This window comes from Shewanella sp. SM21, from assembly GCF_025654335.1.
Taxonomy (GTDB): domain Bacteria; phylum Pseudomonadota; class Gammaproteobacteria; order Enterobacterales; family Shewanellaceae; genus Shewanella; species Shewanella oncorhynchi.
This window is the reverse complement of record NZ_JAKKRL010000008.1, coordinates 253,590-269,546: the sequence shown is the minus strand read 5'-3', so window position 1 is coordinate 269,546 and position 15,957 is coordinate 253,590. Positions and strand designations below refer to the sequence as shown.

The 15,957-nt window shown below is 42.6% G+C and carries 14 protein-coding genes and 2 pseudogenes; 8 read left to right on the top strand and 8 right to left on the bottom strand.

The genetic code is table 11. The annotated features are described in order from the left end of the window. Window positions 1-4: 4 nt before the first annotated feature. From L5L94_RS13120 to L5L94_RS13110, 3 genes and pseudogenes are all read left to right on the top strand, one after another. The gene (locus L5L94_RS13120; protein ID WP_263163526.1) at window positions 5-1,171 is read left to right on the top strand and encodes a nucleotide sugar dehydrogenase; all 1,167 of its coding nucleotides are present in this window, start codon (window positions 5-7) and stop codon (window positions 1,169-1,171) included. 34 nt (window positions 1,172-1,205) lie between these two features. Then, complete coding sequence (locus L5L94_RS13115; protein ID WP_263163525.1) at window positions 1,206-2,216, top strand: NAD-dependent epimerase; 1,011 nt, start codon at window positions 1,206-1,208, stop codon at window positions 2,214-2,216. 175 nt (window positions 2,217-2,391) lie between these two features. Next, a pseudogene (locus L5L94_RS13110) lies at window positions 2,392-2,544 on the top strand (GDP-mannose 4,6-dehydratase); the annotation flags it as partial. Between the two features lie 30 nt (window positions 2,545-2,574). Here L5L94_RS13110 and L5L94_RS13105 read toward each other — a convergent pair. Then, a complete protein-coding gene (locus tag L5L94_RS13105) occupies window positions 2,575-3,270 on the bottom strand; it encodes a HutD family protein (protein WP_263163554.1) in 696 nt (231 codons plus the stop codon). Window positions 3,271-3,477: 207 nt separating this feature from the next. Further along, the gene (locus L5L94_RS13100; RefSeq protein WP_113940966.1) at window positions 3,478-3,930 is read right to left on the bottom strand and encodes a copper resistance protein NlpE; all 453 of its coding nucleotides are present in this window, start codon (window positions 3,928-3,930) and stop codon (window positions 3,478-3,480) included. Window positions 3,931-4,189: 259 nt separating this feature from the next. Between L5L94_RS13100 and L5L94_RS13095 the strand changes: the two genes are divergently transcribed. From L5L94_RS13095 to rfbC, 4 genes and pseudogenes are all read left to right on the top strand, one after another. Continuing rightward, complete coding sequence (locus L5L94_RS13095; RefSeq protein ID WP_263163523.1) at window positions 4,190-5,731, top strand: DUF3369 domain-containing protein; 1,542 nt, start codon at window positions 4,190-4,192, stop codon at window positions 5,729-5,731. Continuing rightward, window positions 5,728-7,098, top strand: a complete 1,371-nt coding sequence (locus L5L94_RS13090; RefSeq protein WP_263163521.1) for a GAF domain-containing sensor histidine kinase — start codon at window positions 5,728-5,730, stop codon at window positions 7,096-7,098. The genes L5L94_RS13095 and L5L94_RS13090 overlap by 4 nt, the downstream gene beginning before the upstream one ends. Before the next feature lie 215 nt (window positions 7,099-7,313). Beyond that, window positions 7,314-7,481, top strand: a pseudogene (locus L5L94_RS13085) (sugar phosphate nucleotidyltransferase); the annotation flags it as partial. Window positions 7,482-7,525: 44 nt separating this feature from the next. Further along, on the top strand, window positions 7,526-8,065 hold the full coding sequence (gene rfbC / locus L5L94_RS13080; RefSeq protein ID WP_263163520.1) for a dTDP-4-dehydrorhamnose 3,5-epimerase: 540 nt from the start codon (window positions 7,526-7,528) through the stop codon (window positions 8,063-8,065). Window positions 8,066-8,212: 147 nt separating this feature from the next. Here rfbC and L5L94_RS13075 read toward each other — a convergent pair whose 3' ends face one another. The 6 genes from L5L94_RS13075 to panB all read right to left on the bottom strand — a co-directional run bounded on the left by L5L94_RS13075 (window position 8,213) and on the right by panB (window position 14,769). Next, window positions 8,213-10,576: a YjbH domain-containing protein gene (locus L5L94_RS13075; RefSeq protein ID WP_263163518.1), complete on the bottom strand. Its 2,364-nt coding sequence runs from the start codon at window positions 10,574-10,576 to the stop codon at window positions 8,213-8,215. Continuing rightward, the gene (locus L5L94_RS13070) at window positions 10,576-11,361 is read right to left on the bottom strand and encodes a capsule biosynthesis GfcC family protein (protein WP_028761137.1); all 786 of its coding nucleotides are present in this window, start codon (window positions 11,359-11,361) and stop codon (window positions 10,576-10,578) included. Before L5L94_RS13070 ends, L5L94_RS13075 begins: the two co-directional genes overlap by 1 nt. A 10-nt stretch (window positions 11,362-11,371) precedes the next feature. Beyond that, window positions 11,372-12,079, bottom strand: a complete 708-nt coding sequence (locus L5L94_RS13065; RefSeq protein ID WP_263163516.1) for a YjbF family lipoprotein — start codon at window positions 12,077-12,079, stop codon at window positions 11,372-11,374. 143 nt (window positions 12,080-12,222) lie between these two features. Further along, window positions 12,223-12,471, bottom strand: a complete 249-nt coding sequence (locus tag L5L94_RS13060; protein ID WP_028761135.1) for a hypothetical protein — start codon at window positions 12,469-12,471, stop codon at window positions 12,223-12,225. A gap of 194 nt (window positions 12,472-12,665) precedes the next feature. After that, window positions 12,666-13,790: a patatin-like phospholipase family protein gene (locus L5L94_RS13055; protein ID WP_028761134.1), complete on the bottom strand. Its 1,125-nt coding sequence runs from the start codon at window positions 13,788-13,790 to the stop codon at window positions 12,666-12,668. Between the two features lie 136 nt (window positions 13,791-13,926). Then, window positions 13,927-14,769, bottom strand: coding sequence for a 3-methyl-2-oxobutanoate hydroxymethyltransferase (gene panB / locus L5L94_RS13050; RefSeq protein WP_263163514.1), 843 nt, complete (start codon window positions 14,767-14,769; stop codon window positions 13,927-13,929). 187 nt (window positions 14,770-14,956) lie between these two features. Here panB and L5L94_RS13045 point away from each other — a divergent pair, with 187 nt between their 5' ends. Continuing rightward, window positions 14,957-15,838, top strand: a complete 882-nt coding sequence (locus L5L94_RS13045) for a helix-turn-helix transcriptional regulator (protein WP_317629645.1) — start codon at window positions 14,957-14,959, stop codon at window positions 15,836-15,838. Window positions 15,839-15,957 lie beyond the last annotated feature (119 nt).

Here is a 15,957-nt window from a genome sequence, read left to right as displayed (position 1 = left end):
TTAAATGAAAATAGCAATTGCTGGGACTGGGTATGTTGGTTTATCAAATGCTATGCTTCTTGCGCAGCATAATAATGTAATTGCAGTTGATATTGTTCAAGAGAAAATTGACTTACTCAATAATAAAATATCGCCAATTGTTGATGCAGAAATTTCCGAATTTTTAGTTGATAAATCGCTTAGTTTTTCTGCTACCTTGGATAAAAAGTTAGCCTATCAAGATGCTGAGTTTGTCATTATAGCTACGCCTACGGATTATGATCCAAAAACTAATTATTTTAATACATCCTCCGTTGAGGCAGTGATCCAAGATGTGTTAGCGATCAACCATAATGCGATAATGGTGATTAAATCAACTGTACCGGTGGGATTTACTGCTAAGGTTAAGCAAAAATTCCATTGTGATAATATTATTTTTTCGCCCGAGTTTTTGCGTGAGGGTCGGGCGCTTTATGATAACTTGTATCCATCACGAATTATCGTGGGTGAACTCAGTGAGCGCGCAAGCGTTTTTGCTGATTTACTCGTGCAAGGTGCTGTAAAGAAAGACATTCAAGTATTATTTACCGACTCAACTGAGGCTGAAGCAGTTAAGTTGTTTTCAAATACTTACCTTGCTATGCGAGTGGCTTTCTTTAATGAGCTTGATACTTATGCCGAGACTCGTGGATTAGATACCCGACAAATTATTGAGGGAGTGTGTTTAGATCCTCGAATAGGCAATCACTACAATAATCCTTCATTTGGTTATGGCGGCTATTGTCTACCAAAAGATACTAAACAGCTTAGAGCAAATTATGCGGATGTACCTAATAGTATTATCGGGGCGATTGTTGATTCTAATACGACACGTAAAGACTTTATTGCTGATTCAATTCTAAGCCGCGATCCTAAAGTAGTGGGTATTTACCGTCTTATCATGAAGTCGGGTTCTGATAATTTCCGTGCTTCGAGTATTCAAGGGATTATGAAGCGCTTAAAGGCTAAGGGCATTGAGGTTATTGTTTATGAACCTGTATTAAAAGAGGCTGAATTTTACCACTCCCGTGTGGTGACAGATCTCGCTGAATTTAAAGTCAAGGCTGATGTGATTGTGTCGAATCGCATGGCAGCAGAGCTCTCCGATGTTATTGACAAGGTTTATACCCGGGATCTATTCGGTAGCGATTAAATTTGTTGAGTAAGTGCTGAATTGAGGATGCAAAATGAAATATTTAGTGACAGGTGCAGCAGGTTTTATTGGAGCGAAGGTTTGTGAAAGGTTGTTGGCTTGTGGTCATACTGTTACTGGTGTTGATAATTTAAATGACTATTATGATGTGTCTTTGAAATTAGCTCGGTTAGCATTTATCGTCAGTGATACTTCATTTACATTTATTAAGTTGGATATAGCGGACCGTGACCTTGTTTCGCGTTTATTTATTAATGGGCGTTTTGACCGGGTTATACATTTAGCTGCACAGGCTGGTGTTCGTTATTCAATTGAAAATCCAATGGCCTATGCAGATAGTAACTTAGTGGGTCATCTTAATATTTTAGAAGGGTGCCGACATACAAAAGTACAGCATTTGATTTATGCTTCATCCAGCTCTGTTTACGGGCTAAATGAAAAAACGCCATTTTCAACCTCTGATTCTGTTGATCATCCTGTATCCTTATATGCGGCGACCAAAAAGTCTAATGAGTTGATGGCACATAGTTATTCGCACTTATACAATATGCCTACCACTGGCTTGCGATTTTTTACTGTGTATGGCCCTTGGGGGCGACCTGATATGGCGCCCTTTATTTTCACTAAGAAAATACTAGAAGGTCAACCAATTGATATTAATAATAACGGTGATATGTGGCGTGATTTTACCCATGTTGATGATATTGTTGAAGGGGTTGTGCGTATCGCAGATGTGATACCTAGGCGTAATGAACATTGGAAGGTTGAAACTGGCACGCCCGCTGGCAGCTCTGCCCCTTATAAAGTGTATAATATCGGCCATGGAAGCCCGATTAATTTGATGGATTTTATCCAAGAGATTGAAAGGGCGTTAGGTAGAGAAGCCATTAAAAATTACAGGGAAATGCAGGCCGGTGATGTTTATAAAACTTATGCCGATACGGCGGACCTGTTCATTGCAACTGGCTATAAAGCTAAAGTTAGCGTTCGAGAAGGCGTTCAGAGTGTCGTTGATTGGTATCGTACTTACTACAAAGTGAGTTAACTTTGTTAGAGCTAATATAGATGTACACGCTTTTATGATGGCCGAATTTTTTAGATTCGGCTTTTTGTTTTTCTAACCTTTTACTTTTTTGGGTTAGCGATAAGCTAATACTCATTATCGGTGGAACCAGCTTTATTGGTTCTGCCTTGGTCCTTATGCTGATTGGGCAAACGACGTTACAGACAGACCTGGGCATGATGTGCGTTATGCCATTGATGCGAGCAAGATCCAGCGAGAACTTGGTTGGCAACCATTAGAGTCCTTCGATTATGGGCTCAGAAAAACTGTCGAGTGGATAGTAGCTCGGTATTTTAACGCGCCAAATTGAGTAATATTGGAGCTTAACCTGTAAATACTGTTATAGGGGACAGGCAGTAATAGACACTTTAAGTAGTCTACTTGGTCTTGTTGTTTTTAACCTTATACCATCCCCTTGTTGGAAAACGAGAATATCATAGGGCATGATCTTGATAACCTGGCCATTGTGCTCCCATGTCACGGTATCTAAGCAGCAAAGTATTTGGATGATAGGGACGTAAGCTTCAGTTTTTTGCAGTTCATTTGGATAGTTGTTTGAGGTTGCAATCTGTTCTTCGATAAATGTGTCATCAAAGCTAAGTTTTTGCGTATGCGCTTTAAATGCGCCGCGTTTGGTCATGACATTGAAATCAATAACATCACTGCCTAATAATTGACTTGTTATTGAGGTTTCACCAGTAAAGCAGAATGGGCTATCTGTGGGTGTGAGTCGTTTATACTCAGTTGTATCTGTATTTCCTGATATCTTTTCTCCAGCTCCAAGGCCATTTATCTGTTTTGTCCTTTCATGACTATTGATGCTGAGTTCAACACCATCGCCTTCCAGAATGACCAGTTGCCTGTCTATGCCGATAAATGATGAAAAGGGTCCGTTGCTGCTAATACTTGCAATGCTGATCCGATAGTCAAATTCAGTAAGTTCGGCATTGATGGGGGAAATGAATAGCTGTTTTGTGCTTCCACCACCATTTTTCCATGGTGTTGATGGGCAATCTTGATAGCGGATCAGTTGCATTCTGTTATTCAAAATAACCTCTTTATTGTTTAAGAAGGTTTGTTTCGCCTTTCTTAGCTTCACAACTTCTAAAGCATGGCTTTGCGATTGCAGAACATTTCAGCGTGACTTATGGATAACGGTACGGAGGCTTTGCTCTTACGGTAAGTGCAGCATTCCGTTATCCATAATCTAATACCGCAGCTGAGTGCTAGCTGCCAGCTCTGCTTATAGACCTTTCTTTTTCAACACATAATTTGCAGCAAGTTCGCCGGTGATCCGTTTGCCTTCAGTGTCTAACATGATCAACTGATTTTCACCGACCAAATATTGTGTACCATCTTCTAGGGTGATTTTCTGGCCCAGTTCGTCCCATGTCACTTTGCCCATCAGTTTTAAAATCTTTTCATCTTTACCTAAATAAACTGTTTCTTGAACAAAGCTATTATCAGCTTGCAAAGTTATTAGGGTTTGCATTCCTTCACAACTGGCGCAAGGCAATACGCCTTCATAACTACCAGCCCAATCGAGCGAGTTTTGGCTGGTATCACCTACTGGGACGGATTTTGCCGCTTCTGTTTGAGCTTGGGCTGTATTGACTGCAGTTTCTTCTTTTGGGGCTTCTGAGCAAGCCGTGGTGAATAAAGCCAGCAGTGCGATGTAACATAGTGATTTTTTCATAGTAGCTCCAATAGAAATTTTGGGAATTATGCATTAAGTGCACTCATCATACCCGCCAAGACTAGGTTAGGCTAACTTTTGCTATTTCTATTTTTATAACAATAGCTTAAGTTGTTTTAGTGTGAGTTTTAAGTGGCCACTATGTTAGTTGTTAGTCCTAAGCGGTTATTAATAGGATGATAATTTATCCTTTGAAACTAGTCACTTTTAAGATTGAATCTATACTAAAACGTAACTATTCATCGTAAACGGTGGTTTTGTGGCGTTATTTAAGAAAAGTGCTGATGTTATCGAAGATACATCCCATAAGCCTAAACAAGGCATTTGGAAGGTGGCCATTATTGATGATGAACCTGGGATCCATGATGTAACTCGATTTGCGTTAAAACATCTGACCTTAGATAATCGAGTCTTGCAGTTCTACTCCTGTTACAGCGCTGCTGAAGGTTTAACATTATTTCAAACTGAATCAGATATCGCCTTGGCCTTTATTGATGTCGTCATGGAAACCGATCATGCAGGCTTAGAGCTAGTCCAAAAAATTCGCACTGAATTAAATAACCACAGTACCCGCATCATTTTACGTACGGGTCAGCCGGGGCAAGCACCTGAAGAGCAAGTTATTCGGGATTTTGACATTAACGATTATAAAGCTAAAACAGAGCTCACCGCGGCTCGGCTTAAGTCTTGTGTGTACACCTCATTGCGCTCCTATCGCGATATAAAAATTATCGAGCAAAGCCAAAAGGGGATGGAAAAAGTGATTGCCGCTTCCACCTCTGTACTTAAGAGCCATACATTGCATAACTTTGGTAGTGCAGTGCTCGAACAGACCTTGCAGCTGCTCAATCTTGAAAGCTCGGCTCTTTATCTCACGAGTTATCATCAAGACCTTTACCTCGATACTCAAATGAATCTGCTGGCCGCCACGGGAGATATGATCAGTTACTTTGAAGGTGGCAGCGTTGAGACTCTGCCAGGGGATGTGCGGGAACATATTATTGAAGCGATAGCGCTAAAAACCTCGCTGATCCGTGACAATATTTATGTTGGATTTTATGAGCTTAGTGGCCATGTCACCAGTATTCTCTATTTACAACACAACACTAAGTTAACGGATTTTCAAGTCAGCATTCTTGAGCTATTTGCGGCAAATGTGAGCTTAACCTTTGAGAACTTATCGGGTCGCGAAAATGTGCAGCAGACACAAAGGGAGCTAATTTTAATCATTGGAGATGCCATTGAGCAGCGCAGTAAGGAGACGGGAGCCCATGTGCGCCGTGTAGCGCGCATGACAGAAATGCTCGCGATTGCCATTGGTATGAAGGCAGACTTTATCGAAACTATTCGTTATGCGGCGCCTCTTCATGATGTAGGCAAAATCGGTATCCCTGAGAGTATTTTGCATAAGCCCGGTAAACTCGATGCCGAGGAATGGGCGATTATGCAAACCCACGCAGAGAAGGGTTATAACCTGTTGGTTGGCTCAAATCGTATCATTGCCAAAATGGGCGCTAGAATTGCTTATACTCACCATGAACGTTGGGATGGGCAAGGTTATCCCCGTGGGCTATCGCAGGAAGACATTCCGATTGAAGGCCGCCTCATGGCGATTGTCGATGTGATTGATGCTTTGCTTTCCAAGCGAAGTTACAAAGAGGCTTGGTCAGTTGAGGCGGTGCGCGAGTACATCTTAGCGCAATCGGGTAAACAGTTTGATCCCGTGTTATGTGAAGCCAGCCTTGATTTGTTAGATGTGTTTGCCTCCCTACATATTCATATTCCGGATGAGCCACTATGACCCGAATGCTTGATCGAATTTTATTTGATGTCAGTAAGTCTCAGGTTATTGATGAGGGTGATCTCATTCAAGCATCACAACTTATCGTGAGCTCAATTTGTAAGGGATTACAGATCTCTCGGGCGGGCATTTGGTTGTTGAGTCCGGATAATCAGAGCATCACTTGTTATTATTCACTCGACAATCAACAGCCACTAGAAGCGTTAGTGCTCACTCGCGCGCAGTTTCCCCATTACTTTAGCTTGCTCGACAATGAGCGCACAATTGTCGCCAATAAGGCGCAAACGGATCCCGCCACTAAAGAATTTGTCGAAACCTATCTGAAACCGAATCAGATCTGCTCTTTGTTGGATAGTCCTATTCGTCACCACGGAAAAATGGTGGGGATTATTTGTTCTGAACATCAGGGCGAGGCGAGGGAATGGACTCGGGATGAGAAGGCTTTTGCCTCGGCACTCGCCGACCTTTTTGGTCGAGCCATGAGTGCTAAAGAGATTATTGAATATCAACAACAGCTCAAGCTCATTAATACCGATCTTGAGCATCAAGTTGAGCTGCGCACCGCAGAGCTTGAAACGGCATTATCGACTTTAAAATCAACCCAAAAGCACTTAATTGAAAATGAAAAAATGGCGGCCTTAGGCAGCTTAGTTGCTGGTGTTGCCCATGAAGTGAACACCCCCCTTGGCATAGCTGTCACATCCGTGACCCATTGTTTGGATGAGTTATCCCTATTGAAAGGACTCTTTGAGAAAAACGAGCTCGATGAGGATAAATTTGTCAGCTTTATCAATACAATGCAGGATGGTTTATGCTTAATTGAGCGTAATCTTTCCCGTGCTGCAGAACTGGTGCATAACTTCAAGCGTACTGCTGCAGACCAATCGATACTGGAACGCGAGCGCTTTAATCTGAAGAATTATATTTTTCAGATATTTAGTTCATTAAAACCCTTGATGCGTAAGAAAAATATCACTTTAAAAGTTGAACTTGACGATAATATTTTTATTGATTCTTACCCTGGTGCGATCGCACAAATTTTCACTAACTTAGTCGCGAACAGTTTTCGCCATGCTTTTCCCGATGATTTTGTCGGTGATAAGCAAATTGTGATAGTAGTTGAAAAAATGGCTTCGCAGATCAAGATGATTTATGAAGATAATGGCGTAGGCATGTCCGATGAAGTGAAAGCCAAAGCATTCGAGCCTTTTTTCACCACCGCAAGGCAGAGTGGCGGAACAGGTTTGGGGATGTCGATTATTTATAATCTGATCACACAAAAACTGAATGGTAATGTGTCACTCTTCTCTGCGCCTAATCAGGGGTTACGTATTGAGATGCTGATCCCTGAAAGTAGTAAGGGTTGAGATAGGTTAGCGTCTTCTTATATGTTTATTAAGTAAAAGACGAATTGAAATCTTACTGGCCAAAATGGTATTTAGCTTTTGCGGTTTACTATTCTGTTGCGTTGTTTTTCCTGCATTAACAGCCAGCAGCACTGTTATCTGTTCTTCCTGCTCGCGACATTTTGTATGCTACAATCTTGGCACTTCAACATGGCTTATCAATCCTAAATATTTCAATGAGAAAAGGCATTTTGCTGGCGGGCGGTACTGGCTCGCGTCTTTATCCTATGACGCAGGTTGTCTGTAAGCAATTACTACCCATTTATGATAAACCAATGATTTATTACCCTTTGGCCACACTTATGCAAGCTGAGATTCGGGATATATTGATCCTTTTTATACCCTCCTATTTCGCTGTTTCGTGCATGACTCTATAAGCAGGTATTGGATGAAATATAGCGAAACAGAATTAGCCGAAGTATTGGTGTTTGAACCTCAAGTATTTGGTGATGAGCGTGGTTTTTTTAAGGAAACGTTCAGGCAATCCTATTTTGATGCTTGTTTTACTGCAAGAGGACTTGAGCCTCCCGTATTTGTGCAGGAAAACCAGAGTCGTTCGCAACACAATGTTCTGCGAGGCTTGCATTTTCAACGGCGAAAACCGCAGGGTAAATTGGTGCGGGTCTGTGCAGGGAGCATTTTTGATGTTGCCGTCGATATTCGGGCTGACTCGGCCACCTATGGAAAGTGGGTTGGGCGAGTGCTATCGGCAGAGAATCATCTGCAAATGTGGATCCCGCCGGGCTTTGCGCACGGTTTTTATGTCCTCAGTGATTATGCTGATGTTATTTATCAATGTACCCAATATTATGATCCTGAAGATGAAAGCGTTTTAGCTTGGAACAGTGCTGAGTTTGCCATTGATTGGCCATTAATTGCCGCACCGATTTTATCCACCAGAGATAGCATCGCCAGTGTACCCTCATAAGACCAATCACTGCTTGTATTAAAAGGAATGATTGAGTCGTGAGCTAATTTGGCAGTGCAGATTTTACTATTGTAAGTTAGTCCTAATGGCAGAAAACAAAACGGGCAAGAATTATCTTGCCCGTTTTGAGGTTTAGCTGCGTACTAACTATTTAATGGGGTCTACACTGGGTCTGGTATACCAAGGTGACCGCGCATCAGTCATATCAAATAAGTTGTATTTACGACCAAGCATTTGGCCACCGTCACGGGTCAACGGCATCCAAGAGAGGAAGCCACGGCTTTGAGTCGGTCTAATTGTCATTAAATCGAATGGAATTGAAATATAGAATCCCTTGGTAAAGCTACCTTCACCGTATTCTTCTGCTGACAAGTTAGTCTTAGTCGCAAATGCACCGACGATAACGCCACTATCAAACTGTTTTGAGAAATCGACAGTTATGCCTTTGTCCTCGGTAAGATATTGGCCTGCACTGATTTTTAACAAGGTATTCGGGAACCACTTAGGCTGGTAATAAGCTGTTGCATGTCCAGTCACTACACCGGTTTGTACGCGATATGGACCTGTAATAGGATCGTATTGATGCTCATCCTCGAAGAAACCAAACATGCTGTCAGGATCTCTTTGTTTCGCATAGTTAACATCAAAACCGAATGCCCACTCACTGTTTAGCGGTCGATAAAGGAATTCTGTACCTACTCCACCATACATCATCTCTAAATAACCACCATAGGCTTGATAGGAGATGTTATCGCTCAGATTATCCATCCAAGTTAGCTGTAAGTTAGTCGCTCTGACCGTTGAGTCATGGACATATTGACGAATAAGCGTTCTTACGCGTTTTAAGTCGGTACCATCAGGTGGAACATCGTACAAAAATTTATCGTAGTTATCATAGAGATTCAAATAAAGTGATCCCGAAATTTCCAAGCGATCATTAAATCGATACGCTGCACTGCCAGTAACACCTATGTTGAACATATAGAAACCTTCTGAACCACCGAAGGATTGCACCATAGTGGGGGTAATATCAAAACTTAATTTATCCAACCAATCCTCATGGGATTGGGTTACTAATGTTCCTTGAGGCGACCTTGGTACACTGATTTCTGTGCTATCCGCCATATCTGCATTGATATAACCATAGGTAGCTACTTGAGCGAATTTATCAGCGTCGATACGTGTCTCTGTTATCGACTGCTTATAACGGGTTTCAATAAGACGATATTCAGTAATTATCTGCTTGTTAGTGTTATTTGCCAGTATAGTGGCGGCTCTATGGTGGGCTTCTTTACGGTCCATATACTTTACTTGATCTGCAACCACGGTCACACTGTGATTATCAAGATAGATTTTTGGATTGTCGTAACCAGCGATAGTACTAAGCTCAGTCGCTACTCTGTCCCAATCAGTTTGGCTGGGCATTTCAGCGTGGATAGTCGTGTTTGTAACCGGTTCTGACTTTGATGACTCAGTTGTTACTAATGGCTGAGTTGTTACCGTTGAAATAGCCGTATCGGTAGAGGATTGTGCTGTTTCTTCTGTACCGTCATGCGTTACTCTTTTACCCGACATAGGTACTGCTGCTATAGGTTTATATTTCTCTGCAGGAGTATCACGTTTAATTTGTCGTAAATCATTGAAGTTAGTCTGCAGGCTAACGCCTAACGTCCAAGTATTACCACGCTCATAGCTTAGGTGGAAATCACTCCAGCTCGTTGCTCGGTAGAGTAAGCCATAGTTAAATTTACTGTCTTGTGACATATCGACGCCACCACCAGTGACGGGGAAATCTGCTAGATAATCATTTCCATCATATTCTACTTTTACTCGTAAAGGTTCCCACGGCGTTTGATATTCAATACCGCCATATAATGCCGCACAGCCTTTAAACCAACGTTGGTAGTCGACAGTTCCACCTTTTCCTCCAAAAGATGTGTCTCGATCACAATTATCATTAAGATCTTTTTTATCCGAAGTCAGGTTACCGCTATTTCCTATATAGCCCCAGCCTATCCCTAAGGTAAAGTCGACTGGACCAACACGTTTAGTGGCCGCAATAAACTCGCCATCAAATAAGCCTGTACCGCCAAAATCTCTTATACCAATAGAAGTTTCTGGTAACCAGTAACTTTCTTCTACTAGACGGACTTTAAAGTCGATACCTTTATCAGTGTACTTGGTGTTACCGCTGAAACTCGGATCGTTACTGTAGAGTAGATCTTGTACTTGGGTATAACGAACCGTAGTTTCAAACCAAGGGAATAATTGCACTGAAGCTGAAAAATGCTGGTATTCAGAGTTATAAGTTGTTGCAAAATTAAACTCACCTTCAGGAGCCATACGTCCTGTAGGCATTTGCATTAATCCTACACCACCAAAGTCCGATTGTGAGGCTAAGAGTGGAGGATAGCTAAATTCATCGGCTTGGATATGGAATAAAGGGAAAAGAGCCAGAGCAATAGCTGAAAGTTTACTTAACGTAAGATTAGAATGGGTAGCGTTATTCATTACAGAGCCCGATTCCTTAGTAATTCAATAATATTGGCGTTCAATGTGCTGTAGTCTTCTACTAAGTCTGAAAATTCAACATAAAGCACAGCTCCTGGAGCAATATCTTGCGCTTGAGCATTCCAATAGGCTATTGGTTGTTTTAGTGCTTTACCATCTGGTTGAACTATCCATACGAAGCTATTATCAGCGTTTTCTAATGGAATCGCTTTCGCTAAATAGTCTTTACTATTCTTATTGACTTGCCATTCAAAACTTCCCGCTTTAGCTACCGCACCCATGACAAGTACTGTCGTAGGTCTCTGAGGTAAGATAAGTTCGAAACGGCCATCAATTAGAGGGTTGTATGAGTCATTTATCCTAATTAGATCAGGATGTAATGGCTGCATTACGCGCTGTCCGAGCTTGATTTGTCGTAAAAACTGCGCAAGTTTTGCAAGCTTTGCTGTATAGATACTGTCATCTGCAGCTTGACCCATTTGTGCTAGTTGGGACAGGGTTTCTTTGCGCTTAGCTTCTAAAGCGGCAGTGTTTTGGATATCGAGTAGTGCTGCACCCAACCAATAAATAGGGGTTATCTCTTTATGATTGTTTTTATTATGTATTTGAAGTTGTTGTAAGCCGTCCAGAACTACTTTATCAAGACGAATCGATGTTGGATAAAGTAATTCAACTTGTGCATCTTGGTTTGACGACGTTGTAACTAACAATTGGGTTTCAGCCTGAGCTACTGTCGCTAAAACAGAACTGACCAGTAGCGCTAAGGGCATTAAATAGGATCTCATTGGGACTCCACTAAGACGCAAATGGCTTGAGTAATGTAATTTCGATAAAAGGCTGATTAGGGGAAATTTTTTGACGACTCTTAATCACATGACCTGTTTCTGGTGTGAGCCAAAATTCATTTTGATACTGAATATTGAGATTATCTACCGAAACTGATTCAAGGTAATGTAGCGCTTGGGTTGGAGTATCGTTGATGAGAATGTTTTCTTTAGCAATAAAACTAAAATGTGAATTTACGCGGTAGCCAAAGTGATATCCGGGTTGCCAATCAATCGTTCGAGTCCATGTTTTGGGAGTGCTGTCTAAATGTAAGCCTAAGAGTATAGGATCTGGCTCATTGCTTTCTACTGCAATTAAATCACCTGTTAATAGGTTGCTCGTCCTAACCAATCGTCCATTTATTGTTACTAACATGGCTTTATCTGCAGAGAGCCATTTTAACTCTGTTATTGCAGGAGTCGGTGGCAGCGTTAAGGTGAACTTAGGCTCTGCAAGTGCAAGTACAATGAACGCTTGAGGTATACCATCGATTCGAGCATAGATACTGGCATAGGGGATATTATTAACTTGCTGTTCCGACAATTGAGTATCTTTGTCACCGATAAAGGCTAACTTCAAAGTATCGTTAAGTGCACTGATTCTTTGGCTACAAGCGGTTGTGTTTACTAACACAATCGAGATTGTCAGTAGTGACAGTAATTTTTTATGTATACGCATCCGAGTTGCTTATTCTCAATTAGGATTAAATAGCGAATTTAAAGAGGTATCAGACAGATTTCAAGTTATGAAATTAACTTTGTAAACACTCAAAAAAAACAACCGCCCATAGGGCGGCTGTTTAGAAGCATACTAACAATAGCTTAGTTACCAGTGCCTGTAGTTGTACCTGTGCCAGTACCTGTGTTGGTAATTGGGTTACCATCAGAACTGTTAGAGATAACAACTGCGCCAGCAATTGCAGCAGCAGCAGCTACGCTACCAGCAACGATAACACCAGTACTAGTGCTTGCAGCAGTACCAGTACCGGCAGCTTCGCCTTCAACTGCATTTGCAGCCATAGAGCTGAATGCTGTCATTGCAACGATAAGTGCTAGTGAAGTTTTTTTCATCGTGATTCCCTTTTTGAAAAAATGTGCATGATTTTTTGATAATCTAGTACAGCATATTAAGCGATGCAAACAAAATTATCAATGTTAAATCCATCTTCTTGCTCATGCGAAAGTTTGAATTTCGGCACTAATATTCAAGCTATATCTATCCATTTGGCATGATTTTTAGTGAAGAAACTGATTAAGTCGTTAGCTTATTTTAAACAAAAGAAATCTTTAAGTTCATCGATTTTTTCCATGGCATCTTTATAGCCTAAGTCGATTAAAGCGCTGGTATACGTTTTTTCGAAGAGTAGGTAGGACACAATACTTGAGTCTGACTGCCTGTCTATGCCGATGAAGCCGAGTAAGGTTTTAACGGCCCATGGCATGTCGTCATAGAAGCGGGCAGCAATTTTGCTGAGATCTTCGCTAGGTTTGATGACTAGGGCTTTAATCGGATGCAAGGCGAGTTTGTTACGGCTTGACTCAGGAATCAGGCTTAAAGTGTTATTGATCCTTTCTAGTCTCTCAAGGTCGCTATTTAAGGTATCTGAAAAGATGGTATCGAGCAGATGACCCGCTATGGTCGCTGTTTTTGGGTGATATTCCAGTTCCATTGGGAAATGCTTGTGTGGACTCTCTAAGTTAATGACTAATAGTTTTTCGGCGCCTAAATGGATAGGGCTTGAGAGCGGTGCTAGCTGATGGACTGAACCATCACCATAATAGGCTTGGTTGAGTTTAATGGATGGAAATACCATAGGGATTGCCGAACTGGCGAGTAGGTGCTCGGTATTGAGCATGATACGTTCGCCACTGCGACGGGCACGGGTCCAGTTTTCGATTTCTTTCGCGGCTTGGAAAAAGGTCACTGAGCGAGAGTTATTATAACAAGAGGCATCCACACTCAGTGCCGTCAGTGAGCCATTACGGATATTGCGGTCGATACGTTTAAAGTCGATGAGCTCATTGAGTAAGCCTCTTAGCGGATCATTATCGAGCAGACTGCCTGCATCGGTATTGACCTTATCATCTTGCATGCCTTTGAGGGCCATTTTAGTTAGATGGCTGAGAACACCGGTGATCGAAGCTCGGTAGACTTTTCGAGTTTCAAAGTGACGCCAAACCCATTCGAGTTTTCTGACACCAAGGTGAAAGCAAGAGGCATGGGTCGCGATAGCTGTGCCATTGATGGCACCCGCAGAGGTTCCGCAAATAATTTTAAAGGGAATACCATGATTGCGTGGATAAAGCTGGACCAGTGCTTTTAACACGCCGACTTGGTAGGCCGCCCTAGCGCCGCCACCGCCTAAGACTAATGCAGTTGATGTAGGCAATCTTCAGACTCAATTTATTGTTTTAATAGTTTTATTAAAGCAACGCCCCCCTATAAAAAGCAAGTCGGTAGACTCAATTAGTTGTAAATTTCGATTTATCGTTTATTCGATTGCTGGATCATTTAATTTTAGACAATTAATCCGCAGTAACCTTAGTCGTTTTGCTGAGGCCAAAGCAATGCTCCGATGTTGGAAACTCACCCGTTCTCACTTCTTGGGCATATTGGGCGCAGGCCTTAGTGATCAATGGTCCTAAGTCGATATAGCGTTTAGCAAATTTAGGCGTGTAGTCAGAAAATAAGCCTAAGATATCCTCAGTCACGAGCACTTGACCATCGCAGGCGGGTGAGGCGCCAATGCCTATGACTGGGATTGAGACTCCTGCCGTCACTGTGCGCGCCGCGAGCTCGGATGTGCCTTCAATCAGTATGCTAAAAGCGCCTGCTTGCTCAAAGTCTTTCGCTAAACTAACGAGGGCTTCGATGGCGGCAGCATCCCTTGCTTGGGTTTTAAATCCACCCAATTGATTCACGTGTTGCGGCATTAATCCTATGTGTGGCATCACAGGGATCCCTCGCTGGGTTAAAAAACGAGTGGTGTCGAGCATCTCTGCGCCACCCTCGAGTTTTACTGCTTGCGCGCCTGTGCGTATTAATACTTGGCTGGCATGTCTGAAGGCTTGCTGAGGCGATTCTTGATAACTCCCAAAGGGCATATCGATAATGACGCAGGCATGTGCTGCGCCGCGAGTGACAGCAAGACCATGATTAATCATCATTTCTAAGGTTACCCCGAGTGTAGAGTCTTGCCCATAAACCACCATGCCGACGGAGTCGCCGACGATAATCATATCCACATGGGGATCGATAATTTCTGCCATCGGCTTTTCATAGGCGGTGAGGGCAACTATGGGGGTTTTACCTTTCATTTTTTGTAAAGTAACGGGCGTTACGCGATTTTTATCCATGTGGATACTCATGTCATCTCCAATTTATTCAGTCTGATATGACATGTTAGCGTTTGCAGCTTTGGCTTTAGCTCGATAGATTGACTTAATGTCTAGATATAAAGACACTTCTTTACATAAAGGTGCTTCTAAAGAAAGAGGCGCTTCTATACGCAAGAGGCTCGATAATTTGAAAAGAAGCTTCGATATAAAAATCACCTTGGGCGATAACACCTTGAATCAAGTCACTGACACGCATTTATCCCAGCAGCATATTACTCAGCACACGCAGGTCGCACCTTCACGTTTAGCCGCCGCAGGGCTAAGTGCCTCCATCATGTTGCTTAAGCGAACACTCAAGCCGTTTGAACATGTGCAGCGCCATAGTCATTCTTGGGGACAGGTCATTTATGCCAGTCAAGGTGTGTTGAGTGTGATCACGCCTGCTGGGCGTTACATTGTGCCGCCTGAGCAAGCGGTGTGGGTGCCTCCCTTTGTCGATCATGAGGTTATCGCGCTAGGTCAGGTGCAATTGAGTAGTCTGTATTTGGATGAAACCCGGATAGGCGGGTTTCCACCCGACTGTACTTGTTTGAGTGTGAAGCCTGTTTTGCAGTTATTACTGCAAGAGGCTAATGCCTTAGTGAAGAGTGAGGCTGGGCTAATTGATCCCGATTTTAAGGATAGCGTCATGCGGCTCTTGCTGGTGATCCGTGACTTTATGGTACTCGCCCCTAAGGTCGCCTTGGATTTACCTTATCCTAGGGATAAAAAATTACTGCGCATTACCGAGGCTTTGCTTGCCGATCCAAGTGAGCAACGTACTTTGGTGGATTGGCAGCGGGAGGTCGGTGCCTCGGCCCGCACGTTAGCGAGATTATTTAAACAGCAAACAGGGCTGAGTTATAGCCAATGGTTGCAAAGGCTTAGATTGCAGGTGGCGATTCAAATGCTCAGCCGAGGTGAATCTGTGCTCACTACAGCGTTATCCTTAGGTTATGCCTCGGGTTCAGCCTTTGGTTATATGTTTAGGCAGTTGATGGGCGTCGCTCCGAGTCAGTACCAGTTAGCGCAAAATACCTTGCCCAAAATACAGCGGTAAACAGCCGCATATAAAAAGTCATGTTGCGAGCCAATGTGAACGATGAAGGTCAATAAAAAGTCCAATAAAAAACGCACTTAAGCTGGGCTCAAGTGCGTTTCGTTTTTGATCTTCAGCTT